The organism is Zoogloea oleivorans (assembly GCF_008107625.1).
Taxonomy (GTDB): domain Bacteria; phylum Pseudomonadota; class Gammaproteobacteria; order Burkholderiales; family Rhodocyclaceae; genus Zoogloea; species Zoogloea oleivorans.
The window spans coordinates 1-15,133 of sequence record NZ_SDKK01000005.1 but is presented as its reverse complement, the minus strand read 5'-3'; the positions used below and the strand labels follow the sequence as shown (position 1 = coordinate 15,133).

General features: G+C 61.2%; 13 protein-coding genes and 1 riboswitch. Of the genes, 11 read left to right on the top strand and 2 right to left on the bottom strand.

What is annotated here, in order from left to right:
* The first annotated feature begins 18 nt into the window (after positions 1-18).
* Both ETQ85_RS06090 and ETQ85_RS06085 read left to right on the top strand, forming a co-directional pair.
* Positions 19-336, top strand: a complete 318-nt coding sequence (locus ETQ85_RS06090; RefSeq protein ID WP_148578168.1) for a cupin domain-containing protein — start codon at positions 19-21, stop codon at positions 334-336.
* 60 nt (positions 337-396) lie between these two features.
* Positions 397-1,365 carry an MBL fold metallo-hydrolase gene (locus tag ETQ85_RS06085; protein ID WP_148578167.1) on the top strand — a complete coding sequence of 323 codons (969 nt, stop codon included), beginning with the start codon at positions 397-399 and terminating at the stop codon, positions 1,363-1,365.
* An 81-nt stretch (positions 1,366-1,446) separates the two neighbouring features.
* Here ETQ85_RS06085 and metK read toward each other — a convergent pair whose 3' ends face one another.
* Positions 1,447-2,613, bottom strand: coding sequence for a methionine adenosyltransferase (gene metK, locus ETQ85_RS06080; RefSeq protein ID WP_148578166.1), 1,167 nt, complete (start codon positions 2,611-2,613; stop codon positions 1,447-1,449).
* 213 nt (positions 2,614-2,826) lie between these two features.
* Between metK and ETQ85_RS06075 the strand changes: the two genes are divergently transcribed.
* The 4 genes from ETQ85_RS06075 to metF all read left to right on the top strand — a co-directional run bounded on the left by ETQ85_RS06075 (position 2,827) and on the right by metF (position 7,174).
* On the top strand, positions 2,827-3,699 hold the full coding sequence (locus tag ETQ85_RS06075; RefSeq protein ID WP_148578165.1) for a lysophospholipid acyltransferase family protein: 873 nt from the start codon (positions 2,827-2,829) through the stop codon (positions 3,697-3,699).
* Positions 3,696-4,568 carry an LpxL/LpxP family acyltransferase gene (locus ETQ85_RS06070; RefSeq protein WP_148578164.1) on the top strand — a complete coding sequence of 291 codons (873 nt, stop codon included), beginning with the start codon at positions 3,696-3,698 and terminating at the stop codon, positions 4,566-4,568. The genes ETQ85_RS06075 and ETQ85_RS06070 overlap by 4 nt, the downstream gene beginning before the upstream one ends.
* Before the next feature lie 91 nt (positions 4,569-4,659).
* A riboswitch (S-adenosyl-L-homocysteine riboswitch) is annotated at positions 4,660-4,771 on the top strand.
* Between the two features lie 94 nt (positions 4,772-4,865).
* Positions 4,866-6,278 carry an adenosylhomocysteinase gene (gene ahcY, locus ETQ85_RS06065; RefSeq protein ID WP_148578163.1) on the top strand — a complete coding sequence of 471 codons (1,413 nt, stop codon included), beginning with the start codon at positions 4,866-4,868 and terminating at the stop codon, positions 6,276-6,278.
* A 56-nt stretch (positions 6,279-6,334) separates the two neighbouring features.
* Positions 6,335-7,174: a methylenetetrahydrofolate reductase [NAD(P)H] gene (gene metF, locus ETQ85_RS06060; protein WP_148578162.1), complete on the top strand. Its 840-nt coding sequence runs from the start codon at positions 6,335-6,337 to the stop codon at positions 7,172-7,174.
* Positions 7,175-7,308: 134 nt separating this feature from the next.
* On the opposite strand, the gene ETQ85_RS26575 is transcribed toward metF, so the two are convergent.
* Positions 7,309-7,551, bottom strand: coding sequence for a hypothetical protein (locus ETQ85_RS26575; protein WP_222862083.1), 243 nt, complete (start codon positions 7,549-7,551; stop codon positions 7,309-7,311).
* Between ETQ85_RS26575 and ETQ85_RS06055 the strand changes: the two genes are divergently transcribed.
* The 5 genes from ETQ85_RS06055 to ETQ85_RS06035 all read left to right on the top strand — a co-directional run bounded on the left by ETQ85_RS06055 (position 7,438) and on the right by ETQ85_RS06035 (position 15,059).
* Positions 7,438-9,462, top strand: coding sequence for a PAS domain S-box protein (locus tag ETQ85_RS06055; RefSeq protein WP_342781948.1), 2,025 nt, complete (start codon positions 7,438-7,440; stop codon positions 9,460-9,462). The genes ETQ85_RS26575 and ETQ85_RS06055 overlap by 114 nt on opposite strands.
* A 71-nt stretch (positions 9,463-9,533) precedes the next feature.
* A complete protein-coding gene (locus ETQ85_RS06050; protein ID WP_148578160.1) occupies positions 9,534-11,432 on the top strand; it encodes a putative bifunctional diguanylate cyclase/phosphodiesterase in 1,899 nt (632 codons plus the stop codon).
* Between the two features lie 342 nt (positions 11,433-11,774).
* Positions 11,775-12,146: a hypothetical protein gene (locus ETQ85_RS06045; RefSeq protein ID WP_148578159.1), complete on the top strand. Its 372-nt coding sequence runs from the start codon at positions 11,775-11,777 to the stop codon at positions 12,144-12,146.
* 673 nt (positions 12,147-12,819) lie between these two features.
* Complete coding sequence (locus tag ETQ85_RS06040; protein WP_148578158.1) at positions 12,820-14,259, top strand: SEFIR domain-containing protein; 1,440 nt, start codon at positions 12,820-12,822, stop codon at positions 14,257-14,259.
* 368 nt (positions 14,260-14,627) lie between these two features.
* Complete coding sequence (locus ETQ85_RS06035) at positions 14,628-15,059, top strand: YaaC family protein (RefSeq protein ID WP_148578157.1); 432 nt, start codon at positions 14,628-14,630, stop codon at positions 15,057-15,059.
* The last annotated feature ends 74 nt before the right edge of the window (positions 15,060-15,133 follow it).

Below are 15,133 nucleotides of genomic sequence, written 5' to 3'. Positions count from 1 at the left end.
CCGAACCCGGAGCCCCCGATGCCCTGTCGCAACCTCTTCGCCGCCCTGCCCGATCCCGGCCAGGACGAACACTTCGAAACCCTGTTCGCCACCCCGGGGCTGCGCATCGAACGCATTGCCTCGCACCTTCACGCCAGCCCGCCCGGCTTCTGGTACGACCAGCCCGCCGACGAATGGGTGATGCTGGCCCGAGGAAGCGCCGAACTGGAATTCGATGACGGTCGCCGGCAGATCCTCACGCCCGGCGACTGGCTCGTCATTCCCGCCGGCTGCCGGCACCGGGTTGCCGCCACCGGCCCCGATACCGTGTGGCTGGCGATACACACCGCCGGCTGACTTCCGTCCGTCAGCGCCGCAACGTATCCTCTTGTCCTTTTCTGACCCGGAGACTCATCCATGATCCGTCGCAGCCTCACCGCCATTGCCGTCGCCCTTGGCGTCAGCCTCATCCCTGCCGCCCCGGCCTGTGCCGAAGCCCCGCCGGTCAAGACACAGGTTCCCGGCTACTACCGCATGGCCCTAGGCGAACTGGAAGTCACTGCGCTCTACGATGGTTATATCGACCTCGACACGAAAATCCTCAGTAATGCCAGCCCCGCCGAAGTCCAGCGCCTGCTGACGCGCATGTTCCTGGCCGGGCAAAAGGTCCAGACCGCCGTCAATGCCTTCCTGATCAACACCGGCGGCAAGCTGATCCTGGTGGATACCGGCGCCGCCAAGGCCTTCGGCCCGACCCTCGGCTTCATCGGCGACAACCTCAAGGCCGCCGGCTACAGCCCCGAACAGGTGGACGTGGTGCTGCTGACCCACCTCCATGCCGACCACGCCGCCGGTCTCCTCAATGCCGAGGGCAAGCCGCTCTTCCCCAACGCCGAAGTGCGCGTCACCCAGGCCGACAGCGACTTCTGGCTGTCCGAGGAAATCGCCGCCAAGGCGCCCGAAGGCTTCCGCCCCTTCTTCCAGATGGCCCGCACGGCCGCCACGCCCTACCAGGCCGCCGGCAAGTGGAAGACCTTCAGCGGCACCGCCGAACTCGCCCCCGGCATCCGCGCCGTCGATGCCCACGGCCACACGCCCGGCCACACCGCCTACCTGATCGAATCGAAGGGCGAACGTCTGCTGATCGTCGGCGATGCCGTGCACAGCCACGCGGTACAGTTCGCCCGCCCGGAAGTCGCCATCGAATTCGACAGCGACAAGAAGCAGGCCGTGATGGCCCGCAAGAAGCTGTTCGCCTTCGCGGCGAAGGAAAAACTGGCGGTCGCCGGCATGCACCTGCCCTTCCCCGGCATTGGCCACGTGCGTACCGAAGGCAAGGGTTACGCCTGGGTGCCGGTCGAGTTCAGCCCGATCCGCAGCAAGTAAGCCGCAACGACGGCACAAAGAAAAGGGCGACCCGCACAGGTCGCCCTTTTTACTGCCCGTGAAAGGGGCAGCGGCCGGCGCTTAGAGCCCGGCGTCAGCGCGCAACGCAGCCGCCTTGTCGGTGTTCTCCCAGGTGAAGTCCGCTTCGTCACGACCAAAGTGGCCGTAAGCCGCGGTGCGGGAGTAGATCGGACGCAGCAGGTCGAGGCTGGCGATGATGGCCTTCGGGCGCAGGTCGAAGTGGGCCTGGATCAGCGCAACGATCTTCTCGTCGGACACCTTGCCGGTACCAAAGGTCTCGACCATCAGGCTCACCGGCTTGGCGACGCCGATGGCGTAGGCCACCTGTACTTCGCACTTGTCGGCCAGGCCGGCGGCCACGATGTTCTTCGCCACGTAACGGCCGGCGTAGGCCGCCGAGCGGTCCACCTTCGACGGATCCTTGCCCGAGAACGCCCCACCACCGTGGTGCGCCGCACCGCCGTAGGTGTCGACGATGATCTTGCGCCCGGTGAGGCCACAGTCGCCGTTCGGGCCGCCGATGACAAAACGGCCGGTCGGGTTGATCAGGAAGCGGGTGCTGGCCGTCAGCATGTCCTTCGGCAGCACCGGCTTGATGATCTCCTCGATCACCGCCTCGGACAGCTGGGCGTGGGAGACATCCGGATGGTGCTGGGTGGACACCACCACGGTGTCGATCGCCACCGGCTTGCCGTCCACGTACTTCACGGTCAGCTGGCTCTTGGCGTCCGGACGCAGCCACGGCAAACGGCCGTCCTTACGCACTTCCGCCTGACGCTGCATGATGCGGTGGGCGTAGTAGATCGGGAAGGGCATCAGGCTCGGCGTCTCGTTGGTCGCGTAACCGAACATCAAACCCTGGTCGCCGGCGCCCTGGTCGAGGTCGAGGCCTTCGCCTTCATTCACACCCTGGGCGATGTCGGAAGACTGGCGGTTGATGGCGGTGAGCACCGCGCAGCTCTTGTAGTCGAAACCGATGTCGGAGTCGTCGTAACCGATGCGCTTCACGGTAGCGCGGGCGATATCCATGTAGTTGATATCGGCATTGGTGGTAATTTCACCGGAAATCACCACCAGGCCGGTGGACACCAGCGTCTCGCAAGCCACCCGGCCACGCGGGTCCTGGGCGAGAATGGCGTCCAGCACCGCATCGGAGATCTGGTCGGCGACCTTGTCGGGATGGCCTTCGGAGACGGACTCAGAGGTAAAAAGGAATTCACGGGCCATGAAACGCTCCTACAAAAAACAAAAATCCCCAGTTGTGGCGGCGTTGCCGTCTCTGGGGATCTTCGGAGCGGCGACGCTTTAGCAGTACTTTTTAGGCCCATCCGCAGCTAAGCTGCGAACCGCCCCCGCCCTGCAAGTTGTCGGATTAACTCGGCGGAATCACAATTATAGCTTCGCGCCCCCGGCCGTCAATTCGGCCTGCCCCAATTGTCGATGGTGTCATTCATTTTCTCCCTGCTGGCCCGCCTTCCGCTTGGCCTTCTGCAACGCTGCGGCTTTATCGCCGGCTGGCTCACCTACGCCCTGTCACCCACGTATCGACGGCGCCTGCGCGCCAACCTTGAGCAAGCCCTCGGTGCCGACACCGCCAGCAAGGTGTGGCGCCAGGCAGTCGGCGAGACCGGCAAGCAGGCACTCGAACTGCCGTGGGTGCTACTGCGCCCGCAACATGAACTCTTCAAAAAGGTGGTCAAGGTCAGTGGCTGGGAACACGTCGAAGCGGCCGAAGTGCGGGACGGCGGCATCGTCTTCATCACCCCCCACCTGGGCTGCTTCGAGATCAGCGCGCAGTTCTTTTCCAGCCACAAGCCGATCACCGTGCTCTATCGAGCCCCCAAGAAAGCCGTCCTGCAGCCGCTCATCAACGCCGGCCGCAGTCGCGGCAACATGCGCCTGGCGCCGGCCGACACGGGCGGCGTGCGCCGCCTCATCAAGGCCCTGCGTGCCCGGGAAGCCGTGGGCATGCTGCCCGACCAGGTGCCCGGCGGCGGCGAAGGCGCCTGGCTGCCCTTCTTCGGACGGCCCGCCTACACCATGACCCTCGGGGCCCGCCTGACCGAGCTGCCTGGCGTCACCACGATTTTCGCGTGGGCCGAGCGCCTCCCCGGCGGGCAGGGTTTTCACCTCCATCTGCGCCCACCCCTGCAGCCGCTGGAAGGGGATACCAACGCCCGCGCCGCCGCCATCAACCGCGAGATGGAAGCGCAGATCCGCGAGAACCCGGCCCAGTACCTGTGGGGCTACAACCGCTACAAACGCCCCTCCGGCGCACCTCCCGCGCCCACTACCCGAGAAAACCAGGAATGAGCCGAATCATCGTTGCCCTGCTGTGGCTGCTCCACTGGCTGCCGCTGTCCGTGCAAGCCTCCATCGGCCGCGGCCTGGGCCTGCTGTTGTACGGAATCATCTTTCCGCGCCGTCGGGTGGTGCTGACCAACCTGCGTCTGTGCTTCCCCGAACTCTCCGACGGCGAACGCCGCCAGCTGGCGAAAGAACACTTCGCCCTCGCCGGCCGCAGCCTCATCGAACGCGGCCTCGCCTGGTTTGCCCCCGAAGCACGCATCCGCCGCCTCGTGCGTGTCGAAGGCGAAGCCATGCTGCAAAAGCTCATCGACGACGGCCAGCCGGTCATCCTCCTCACCCCGCACTTCCTTGGCCTCGACCTCGGCGGCACGCGGCTGGCCGCCTCCTTCGACTGCGTCAGCATCTACGCCCGCCAGAAAGACCCGGTCATCGACCACTGGCTGCTCCACGGACGCAGCCGCTTCGGCAGCCAGATCCTGCTGCGCCGCGACGAAAGCATTCGCGCCTCGATCAAGGCCATGAAGGACTGCCGGCCCTTTTACTACCTGCCGGACATGGACAACGGCCCCAACGAATCGGTGTTCGTGCCTTTCTTTGGCGTGCAGGCCGCCACCCTCGCCGCCCTGCCACGCTTCGCCAAGCTGGGCGGTGCCGTGGTGGTGCCGTGCATCACCCGCATGCTGCCGGGCGGGCAAGGTTACGTGGTGGAGCTGGGCCAACCGTGGACCGACTTCCCCGGTGACAGCGTCGAAGGCGACGCCCGCCGCATGAACGCCTTTCTCGAAGAACGCATCCGCACCATGCCGGCCCAGTACTACTGGGTGCACCGCCGCTTCAAGACCCGTCCGCCCGGCGAACCGAAGATTTACTGAACATATAGCGGGGCTGTCGGACTGAAGTCCGACCTACAGGGTGCAGGAAATTCTCAAGAATCCCGGCCTCGATCCGATATAATCGCCGTCCTGCTTCGAGGAGCGCTGCAAGGCCGCCGGGTGCAATGCCCGCCGTGTCCCAGGCTCGATGTCAGTGCCACCGGAGGCAACTCCACCGGCACCAGCAACTGCGCTCACCCGTCCATGCTTTGTTTGCAAACCCGTGCCGGGCACGGGGAGACGTGGTGAGCCCACCCGTACTACCCCAGATCCCGGCCACAAGTTCGAGGAAATCTCATGAACGCTGTGGCTGAAAAGTTCACCGATTACGTCATCGCCGACCTGTCCCTGTCTGACTGGGGCCGCAAGGAAATCCGCATCGCCGAAACCGAGATGCCCGGCCTGATGGCCATTCGCGACGAGTTCGCGGCTGCCCAGCCCCTCAAGGGCGCGCGCATCACCGGCTCGCTGCACATGACCATCCAGACCGCCGTGCTGATCGAGACGCTCACCGCCCTCGGCGCCGAAGTGCGCTGGGCCTCGTGCAACATCTTCTCGACGCAAGACCACGCCGCCGCCGCCATTGCCGCGCAGAACATCCCGGTCTTCGCCGTCAAGGGTGAATCCCTCACCGACTACTGGGACTACACCCACCGCATCTTCGAATGGACCGATGGTGGCTACACCAACATGATCCTCGACGACGGCGGCGACGCGACCCTGCTGCTGCACCTGGGGGCCCGCGCCGAGAAGGACCTGTCCGTCATCGCCAGCCCCAGCTCCGAAGAAGAAACCATCCTCTTCGCCGCCATCAAGGCCAAGCTGGCCATCGACCCGACCTGGTATTCCGTGCGTCTGGCCGCCGTCAAGGGCGTCACCGAAGAAACCACCACCGGCGTGCATCGCCTGTACCAGATGCACCAGCGCGGCGAACTCAAGTTCCCGGCCATCAACGTCAACGACTCGGTCACCAAGTCCAAGTTCGACAACCTGTATGGCTGCCGCGAATCGCTGGTCGATGGCATCAAGCGCGCCACCGACGTGATGATCGCCGGCAAGGTTGCCGTCATTGCCGGCTACGGCGACGTGGGCAAGGGTTCCGCCCAGGCCATGCGTGCCCTGTCGGCCCAGGTGTGGGTCACCGAAATCGACCCGATCTGCGCCCTGCAAGCCGCCATGGAAGGCTACCGCGTGGTCACGATGGAGTACGCCGCCGACAAGGCCGACATCTTCGTCACCACCACCGGCAACTTCCACGTCATCACCCATGACCACATGGCCGCCATGAAGGACCAGGCCATCGTCTGCAACATCGGCCACTTCGACAACGAAATCGACGTCGCCTCGATCGAGCAGTACCAGTGGGAAGAGATCAAGCCCCAGGTCGACCACATCATCTTCCCGGACGGCAAGCGCATCATCCTGCTGGCCAAGGGTCGCCTGGTTAACCTCGGCTGCGGCACCGGTCACCCGTCCTACGTGATGTCGTCCTCCTTCGCCAACCAGACCATCGCCCAGATCGAGCTGTACACCCGTACCGCCGACTACCCGGTGGGCGTGTACACGCTGCCCAAGCATCTGGACGAGAAGGTGGCCCGCCTGCAGCTCAAGAAGCTCAACGCCCAGCTCTCCGAGCTGACCGACGAGCAGGCCGCCTACATCGGCGTGCCCAAGCAAGGCCCCTACAAGGCCGACCAATACCGCTACTAAGCGGCACGACCCCGCCTGCGCGCCAGTGCAGGCGGGGTCGCCAGCAAGGACATCCCGTGTCGAACAAGACCCCCTTCTCCATCGAATTCTTCCCGCCGCAAACCTCCGAGGGCGTCGAAAAGCTGCGCGCCACGCGGGCCAAACTGGCCGAACTGAAGCCCGAGTTCTTCTCGGTGACCTTCGGCGCCGGCGGCTCCACGCAGGCCCGCACCTTCGAGACCGTCTTCGAGATTCAGCGCGAAGGCCACCAGGCTGCGCCGCACCTGTCGTGCATCGGCTCGACCCGCGAACACGTGCGCGAGATCCTCGCCCGCTACAAGACCGAAGGCATCCGCCGCATCGTCGCCCTGCGCGGCGACCTGCCCTCCGGCGTCGGTGACCCCGGCGAGCTGCGCTACGCCAACGAACTGGTCGAATTCATCCGGGCCGAAACCGGCGATCACTTCCACATCGAAGTCGCCGCCTACCCCGAATACCACCCCCAGGCCAAGAGCCCGAAGGACGACCTGCTCGCCTTCAAGCGCAAGGTGGATGCCGGCGCCAACTCGGCGATCACCCAGTACTTCTACAACCTCGACGCCTACCTGCACTTCCGTGACGAATGTGCAGCCCTCGGCGTCAACGTGCCCATCGTGCCGGGCATCATGCCGATCGTGTCGTTCTCCAAGCTGGCACGCTTCTCGGATGCCTGTGGCGCCGAAATCCCGCGCTGGATGCGTCGCAAGTTCGAAGCCTTCGGCGACGACAGCGATTCCATCAAGGCCTTCGGCCTCGACGTGGTCAGCGAGCTGTGTGCCAAGCTGATTGCTGCCGGCGCCCCCGGCCTGCACTTCTACAGCATGAACCAGGCAGCCCCCACCATCGCCCTGTGCGAGCGCCTCGGCCTCGGCCGCTGACCCCGAAAAAATTGCGCCGGAACTATTAACACGGCACCACCTGTGGTCATGTCCTGACTTTTGGGCAGCCCCGGGATGGTGCCGGTGTGCTTGCGTGACGATCGAAGCATCTTCAAAGCCAGGGGGGTACCGTGTTACGCATTGTCGCCATCGGCGCATCGGCGCTGCTCGTTATCGGTTCGCTGCTTGGGGCTGAGCTTTATGCTGACCACCGGCAGATCGAACAGCGGGAGACCGATCGCCTCACCTCCCTGGCCTCGGCACTGAACAGCAACATCGGTGAGCAGTTGCGTACCAGCGCCAGCATGCTCAATGCAGTCGGAGAGGACGCCGACGATCTGGCGCAAAGCCAGATCGGCTCGGAACGCCTGTCCCACCGCATGAAGATCCTGTCCGAGTCGCTCATGGGCGTCAGCGCCTTGCTGTACGTCAATGCTCAGGGCGATGTCGTGGCCAGCAGTCAGCCCAGTCTGATTGGTCGAAACTTCCGGGGCGGCGACCGTTACAAGGCGCTCAGCGAATGCAACAACCCCGCAATACTCCATGTCTCCACCCCCTTCACCTCCCCGCTGGGTCGCTACACCATTGCGCTGGGCAAGGGGCTGCAAAACCGCGCGGGGAAGTTCAATGGCTACCTGCTCGCAATCATCGATCCGGATTACTTCGGCGTACTGCTGAAGTCGTTGCAGTACTCCCCAGACATGCGCCTGTCGGTTGCGCACGGCAATGGACGCATTATTTACAGCACCCAGACTTCACCAGACATCCGGGGGCGGGATCTCACGGTCCGTCCCGACTCGATGTTCCTCCGGCATCTGAGGAGTGGTGCGCCATCCAGCTTCGCCATTGACCATGCCACGGTCACGCGGGATCTGCGGCTTGTCGCAATCCACACCGTTTATCCCACTTCCGGCGAGGCCGACAACCCCCTGGTCATTGCCGTGAGCCGAGACGCAGAAACCGTCTTTGCCGACTGGCGGCGCTCCGCAATCACGCTGGGAGGGCTGTACGCCATCGGCGTCATCGGCACCCTGCTCACCCTGCATGTGAGTCAGCGCCGCAAGCGCGCATTCCAGGATCTCCGCGAAGAAAAGGACGCCGCCAGCCGCTTGGCGGACAAACAGATCGAGGCAAAGCACGAACAGTTTCGGGCCTACTTCAACACCATGGCGGTGGGCGCGGTGCAGCTTGATGCCTCTGGTCGTTTTGAGCTCGTCAATGACCGCTATTGCGAAATCACGGGGTATTCGCCAGACGAGTTGATCGGACGGATGACGCCCTCCGAGATGACTCACCCCGACGATGCCGAGGCCGAACAGGCGCAGATTCACAGTGTGGAGCAAGGGGACGCCGATACCCGGGAAATCGAGAAACGGATTATCAGAAAGGACGGCCGGACGATTTGGGTGCACGTCTCCTCGCATGTGGTGCGAAATGAAAACGGCACCGTGAAGTTCACATCGGCGGTGGTGGAAGACATCGCCCATCGCAAACACCTGATGCGCGAACTGGCCGACGCAAAAGAGCGTGCCGAAGCGGCAAACCGGGCGAAGACACTCTTCCTGGGCAACATGTCCCACGAGATGCGCACACCCCTGCACCAGATAGCAGGCGTGGCAAGCATGTTCCGGCGCGACGTCACCAACGAGAAACAGCAGCGACGCACGGTCATGCTCGACGCCGCCGTCAAGCGGCTCGACGCGGTGATCAGCGGCATCTTGACGCTGGTCGACCTGGAAGCAGGATCGGCCTCGGTTCGTCTGGCGCCGGTCAATGTTGTGCAGTTGGTGGACGACGCCGTCGCCCTGGCGGTGGTCCGGGCAAGCACCAAGGGGCTTCACATCGAGCACACGGTGGCCGAACTGCCCTCACCGCTCTATGGTGCCGCCGACCACATCACGACCATCTTGGCCTGCTTCTGCAATAACGCCATCACCTTTTCGGAAAAGGGCACGATACGCATCCGGGTCGAACTGATCCATGACGAAGCCGGTTACGTACAGATTCGCATCTCGGTAAAAGACGAGGGGATCGGCATCGCCGCGAAAGACATCCCCCGGCTCTTTGAACACTTCGAGCAAGCCGACAACTCGAACACCCGCCGTTACGGTGGAACCGGGGTCGGCCTGGCCATCGTGAAGAAGCTGGCGCACTTGATGGGGGGCGACGCGGGCTGCAACAGCACCCCCGGAGAGGGCAGCACGTTCTGGGCGACGCTGACACTGGCCAAGCGGACCCAGGAAGAAGCGCGCCTGCACAGCTGCAGCCCGGATGACTATCAGATCTAGGGCGGAAAGCATCCCGTTCAAGTTTCAAAATCCCAAGCCGATAAACCGGGGAAGCTTTTCCTCCCCCGGTCATGGATTCTCCGCCACACTCCGCTCCCGCCTCCGACGACACCTCGCAAGAACGGGAGGCCCTGCGTCGGCACGTCATCGCCAGCGCCACCCATGGCGTTCTCATCGTCGACAATGCGCACCGCGTCGTGGAAGTGAATGACGCCATGTGCCGCCTGTTGGGCTACACGGCCGACCAACTGATCGGGCAGCACACCCTGAATTTCATCACCGAGGCCAGCAAGGCCACCTCGCTCCAGCAGCAAGCCGAACTGCAGCTTGCCGCCACGGTGTTCAGCGACACCCTCGAAGCGATCATGATCACCGACGCCGACAACCGGATCATCTCGGTCAATCGTGCCTTCACCAGCGTTACCGGCTACAGCGCCGACGAAATCATCGGCACCAGCCCGCCCCTAGTCTCCGCCTCGCACCACAACGCCGAGTTTCGCGAACAACTGCGCGAAGAACTGTTCAACACCGGCCACTGGAGCGGCGAAGCCTGGAACCGCCGCAAGAACGGCGAGATCTTTCCCCAGTGGCTGTCCATCTCGGTGGTACGCAACAACGCCGGCGAACCGCTCAAGTACGTCGCCATCTTCTCCGACCTGAGCGAACGCAAGGCCGCCGAAGAACGCATCGACTTCCTCGCCCGCCACGACATCCTCACCCGCCTGCCCAACCGCTTCCTGCTGCGCGACCGCGCCGAACAAGCCTTCGCCCACGCCGAGCGCGCCCACAACAAGGTCGCCCTGCTGCTGCTCGACCTCGACCACTTCAAGCACATCAACGACAGCCTCGGCCACCCGGTGGGCGACACCCTGCTGCAAACCGTTGCCGACCGCCTGCGCCTCACCACCCGCGACACCGACACCGTCAGCCGTCAGGGCGGCGATGAATTCCTCGTCCTCCTCACCGACATCCACGACAGCGACGACATCGCCCCCATCGTCGAAAAGATGATGCGAACCCTCGGCAAACCCTGCTCCGTCGCCGGACAGGACATGACCATCTCCTGCTCCGTCGGCATCGCCGTGTACCCCGAAGACGGCATCGACTTCGACATCCTCGCCAAAAACGCCGACGCGGCCATGTACCACGCCAAGGAGTCCGGCCGAAACACCTTCCGCTACTACTCCCAGCAAATGAACGAGGACGCCGTCGCCCGCCTCGACATCCAGAACCGCCTGCACCGCGCCCTCGACCGCAACGAATTCATCCTCCACTACCAGCCCCTCATCGACCTCGCCAACAACAGCATCGTCGGCGCCGAAGCCCTGGTGCGCTGGAACTGCCCCGAACTCGGCATGCAGCCCCCCGGCCTCTTCATCCCCGTCGCCGAAGACACCGGCCTCATCGTCCAGCTCGGCGAATGGGTCCTCAACGAAGCCTGCCGCCAGGCCCGCGCCTGGCACGACGCCGGCCACGGCCACCTGATCATGGCCATCAACCTGTCGCCCATCCAGTTCACCCGCGGCGACCTCGTTGCCACCATCCGCAACGCCCTCGCCGCAAGCGGCGTCAACCCCGCCCACATCGAACTCGAAATCACCGAATCGGTGCTCATGAAAGACACCGAACACGTCCTTGCCACCGTGCGCCAACTGCACGGCATGGGCCTGCGCCTGGCCATCGACGACTTCGGCACCGGCTACTCCAGCCTCGCCTACCTGCGCCGCTTCGCCGTCGAAAAGCTCAAGATCGACCAATCCTTCATCCGCGACCTGCCCACCGACCCCGACGCCGGCGCCATCGTCCGCGCCGTCATCCAGATGGCCAAGAGCCTCAAGATCGCCGTCCTCGCCGAAGGCGTTGAAACCGCCGACATCGCCCACGACCTCGACCTGCTGGGCTGCGACTACGCCCAAGGCTACTACTTCGGCCGCCCCATGCCCGCCGAAGCCTTCGCCAAACTCCTGTAACACCCCTCCCCCCCCTGTGGGTCGGACTTCAGTCCGACAAACCCCCTTCAGCCCCATCGGAACTCAATTCCGATAGCCCCCAACACGATTCCGACGCCTCGCAACACACTTCACAACTATCGCAACACATATACGATAGTCATGAACTCATTTCCGACGCCCCACAATCGAGTTACAGACTATCGGAAGACACTTCCGACGCGTCAAAACCCTTATACGGCGCGCCAAAACAAACATATGGCAAGAAACAACACACTTCACGCTTGCCCTATATCAATAATCATAGGTAATATTTACGGCCATAGCACCCCGAAACGAAACGTACCCCGTCACGGAGAACTCATGGCCAACACACTCAAGAACCGCATGCCCGCACAAAACCTGCAGGCCGACATCGACACCTACCTCGCCCTCAAGGCCATCAACGGCTACAAGCCCTACGACAACGCCTACGCCCTTGAAGCCGTCGGCGCCCTGCACGAACAACTCCGCATCGCCCAGGAAGCCGAACTCCACGCCCAAAACGCCGCCGCCGCCGCCCGCGACGCCCTCGTCGCCATCCAGTGGAACTTCCACGACCTCATCCTCGGCGTGAAAAGCCAGGTCAAAGCCCTCTACGGCGCGGACTCGGACCAAGTGGCGGCGCTGGGGCTGAAGAAGAAGTCCGAACGCAAATCCCGGCCGCGGGTGGCAAGGGCTGCGGAAGGGGTTTAGTCAGAGAGATGGGCTGGCCTCTGCGGAAGCGGGGGCTGGATGGGATAGAAGCAACGGCGACTGGGGGTTGGGTCGCCGTTGCTTCATCTGGGATGAGGGTCTGGTTGAATGGCAGGTCCGGTAATTGGTCACATCGCTTGTGTAAAGCACCTGTCTTATCGGGCAGGCGATGAGCGCAGTAACATGTACAGCATCCCTCGGACTATCTGAACAACATAGGCAAAGCCCACTGGCTAACCTTAGCGCCAACAAGCCAGCCGCAACGCACGATGACCAAGATTTAGCAGATGGATCTGGCTCACTATTATCTGGTGAACGATCTTCCCAACGCACACCTTCGTGCGGGAAAATCAATGGAGAAGAGGTGAGCAAAACCGGAAGCCCCCTATCGTCATGCGCTCAGCTTGCAACAGACTAATCAGACCGGCGAGTTTCGGCCAGAAGCGGCCAATGCTCAAATTGCCCGAAAGCAGCCGTGCAATGTTATTGGCACATTTGAGTGATTGCAGGATTTGACGGATTATTTAATGCTGGACGCTGACTGACAGCCTCCGAAACTCGAATTTAATAACAGTGGACTACACCAATAAGGCCGACAAGTTATTGTCACGAGTCCGAAAAACCCTGAAAAAATGACGTCCACTTTACGTTATACCTTTGAGGTACGCCCTGTATGAGTTCGCCACCCCGTCTATTTATTTCCTACAGCTGGTCAACATCCGAACACGAACAGTGGGTCGTTGATCTTGCGACAGAGCTAGTAAACAGTGGCGTAGATGTTGTCCTAGATAAGTGGGATTTGCGCGAAGGCCACGACTCCATCGCTTTCATGGAAAAGATGGTCACTGACTCATCTATCTCGAAAGTCATCCTCGTATGCGATCAGGTTTACGCAAGCAAGGCTGATGGTAGGGCAGGCGGCGTTGGAACTGAAACCCAGATCATTTCTGCGGAGGTCTACGCGAAGCAGTCTCAAGATAAGTTCGTCGCAGTCATCGCGGAAAAGAACGATGCAGGCAAGCCCTGCTTACCCACGTACTACAAGTCACGTATCTACGTTGACCTTAGCGAAAGCGATCGTTACGCAGAGAACTTCGAGAAGCTCTTGCGCTGGATTTTCGACAAGCCGTTATACCTGAAGCCAGAAATAGGAAAACCACCATCATTCATCATCGAACCAGATGCACCAGCCTTGGGAACCAGCGCTCTCGCTAAACGGGTTATTGAGGGTGTAAAGGCCGACAAAGGCTACGTACGTGGCGCCCTAGACGAGTACCTTTCACTCTTCTCCGAACACCTCGAACGATTTCGCATTTCCGATGACGAAAGCGAAATGGATGATCGAATAGTGAAGTCAATTGAGGATTTCACTCCATCACGCAACGAACTGATTCAGATCATCACAGCACTTGCACAGTACACAGACCCGCAGGCGTATGTGTCGCGCATTCATAGGTTCTTTGAATCCATATTGCCGTACCTTTCACGGCCACCTCATGTCAATCGGTGGAGCGAGACAGATTTCGACAACTTCAAATTCATAGTCCATGAGATGTTTCTCTATGTTATTGCGGTTCTCCTACGCAGCGAGCACATTGAATCCGCCACATACCTATTGTCCCAGTCGTACTATGTTCCAAGCAACTCTGATTACGGCAAGAATGCAACGGTGAGCTATACAGCCTTCCGCGAGTACATGAAGTCCTTGGAGATTCGAAACCAACGACTAAAGAGCAATCGTCTCTCGATAAGGGCAGACCTACTTGAACAACGTTCAAAGACTTCTGGCGTACAGTTCCGGCATGTTATGCAGTCGGATTTTGTTTGCTTTCTCCGAGCCGACTTAACGAACACAGATAGCTACGATAGATGGTGGCCAGAGACGCTGCTTTACGCGACCCGGCACTACGGGCCATTTGAGCTGTTCGCAAGGTCCACGTCGAAGACCTATTTATCGCGCACCTTGTCGCTCTTGGGTGTTCCCAATCTCGATCTACTTAAGGCAAAGCTCGATGAGTACGCGTCCGATAGAACGAATCCCCCTCGATGGCAGTTTGAATCGATTAGCTCATCGGTATTGGTGGGCTTTGACCAACTTGGCACCAAGGAATAACCCTACGTTCGAGGCGCCTATGCGAAGAGCCGCGCAGGCGCCTCAACTCCAAGTTGAACGTCCGCTTTACTCAGGCATGAACTGCCGCTTTGGATCGAAATTTGTCTATCCGAGGGGCGGTAGTCGGCCAGATGCGGTCAGTCGCTGCGAGATCTAGAGAGCGGCCATGCGGGTGAAGCGATATGTTATCCATCTATGTGCCATCTAGACCGGATCGTTTCGCTATGCCGTCGGCTGCTGCTTGTTCTGTCATGTTATTTTGCGTGGTGTGTAGTTTTCACTTTTAAACAGTAACTTACATGACATGTTGTCAAGCACTCTGATGTTATGCGGTAAGACTGCTTCCAGAAAAAAAATTAGAAATACTCATGTCCGCGCACAAACTACACATCGCAGGTAAGGCTGTTCGTCTTCACGGGTGCCTGATGGCCCCGGATTTCAGAACTCAGCGCGTCCTCTGCTCTGACCCGTGGGATTTTGTTTCTCTCTGGCTTAAGCGCCATCATCAAAAGGACGCGCTCTTCTATTGGGAGCAAGCAAAACATTTTTTCAAGGCGTCTGCAGCGCTTTCAGAGTTGTCCGCACCACTCACCTCTTACTACTGCTTCCTAAACGCGACTAAAGCACTACTCGCTTCAAAGGGCGAATCTTTCGTCGAAAGTCATGGCGTCGGCGGAAGATCCGCGGATGGTCACAAGTCCTTGGTAAATGAAATAGTCGACTTTCAAGGCAGCGGGATTCTTCCCGCGCTTTGTAAATATCTTGCAGAACCAGATAACGCCGGGCGGTTTCAAGTCTGAAGTGCAACACCGGGTTGAAAGTTCATGATTTCCCTCGCAAATACCTCTGCTGGAGTTTCAAAGTCGAGGCATTT

Excerpts from the sequence above, each read along its gene's own strand:
- metK (WP_148578166.1), bottom strand. The coding sequence starts at position 2,613 with ATGGCCCGTGAATTCCTTTTTACCTCTGAGTCCGTCTCCGAAGGCCAT.
- ETQ85_RS06050 (WP_148578160.1), top strand. The coding sequence starts at position 9,534 with ATGGATTCTCCGCCACACTCCGCTCCCGCCTCCGACGACACCTCGCAA.
- ETQ85_RS06070 (WP_148578164.1), top strand. The coding sequence starts at position 3,696 with ATGAGCCGAATCATCGTTGCCCTGCTGTGGCTGCTCCACTGGCTGCCG.
- ETQ85_RS06040 (WP_148578158.1), top strand. The coding sequence starts at position 12,820 with ATGAGTTCGCCACCCCGTCTATTTATTTCCTACAGCTGGTCAACATCC.
- ETQ85_RS06075 (WP_148578165.1), top strand. The coding sequence starts at position 2,827 with ATGGTGTCATTCATTTTCTCCCTGCTGGCCCGCCTTCCGCTTGGCCTT.
- ahcY (WP_148578163.1), top strand. The coding sequence starts at position 4,866 with ATGAACGCTGTGGCTGAAAAGTTCACCGATTACGTCATCGCCGACCTG.
- ETQ85_RS06090 (WP_148578168.1), top strand. The coding sequence starts at position 19 with ATGCCCTGTCGCAACCTCTTCGCCGCCCTGCCCGATCCCGGCCAGGAC.
- ETQ85_RS06045 (WP_148578159.1), top strand. The coding sequence starts at position 11,775 with ATGGCCAACACACTCAAGAACCGCATGCCCGCACAAAACCTGCAGGCC.
- ETQ85_RS06035 (WP_148578157.1), top strand. The coding sequence starts at position 14,628 with ATGTCCGCGCACAAACTACACATCGCAGGTAAGGCTGTTCGTCTTCAC.
- ETQ85_RS06085 (WP_148578167.1), top strand. The coding sequence starts at position 397 with ATGATCCGTCGCAGCCTCACCGCCATTGCCGTCGCCCTTGGCGTCAGC.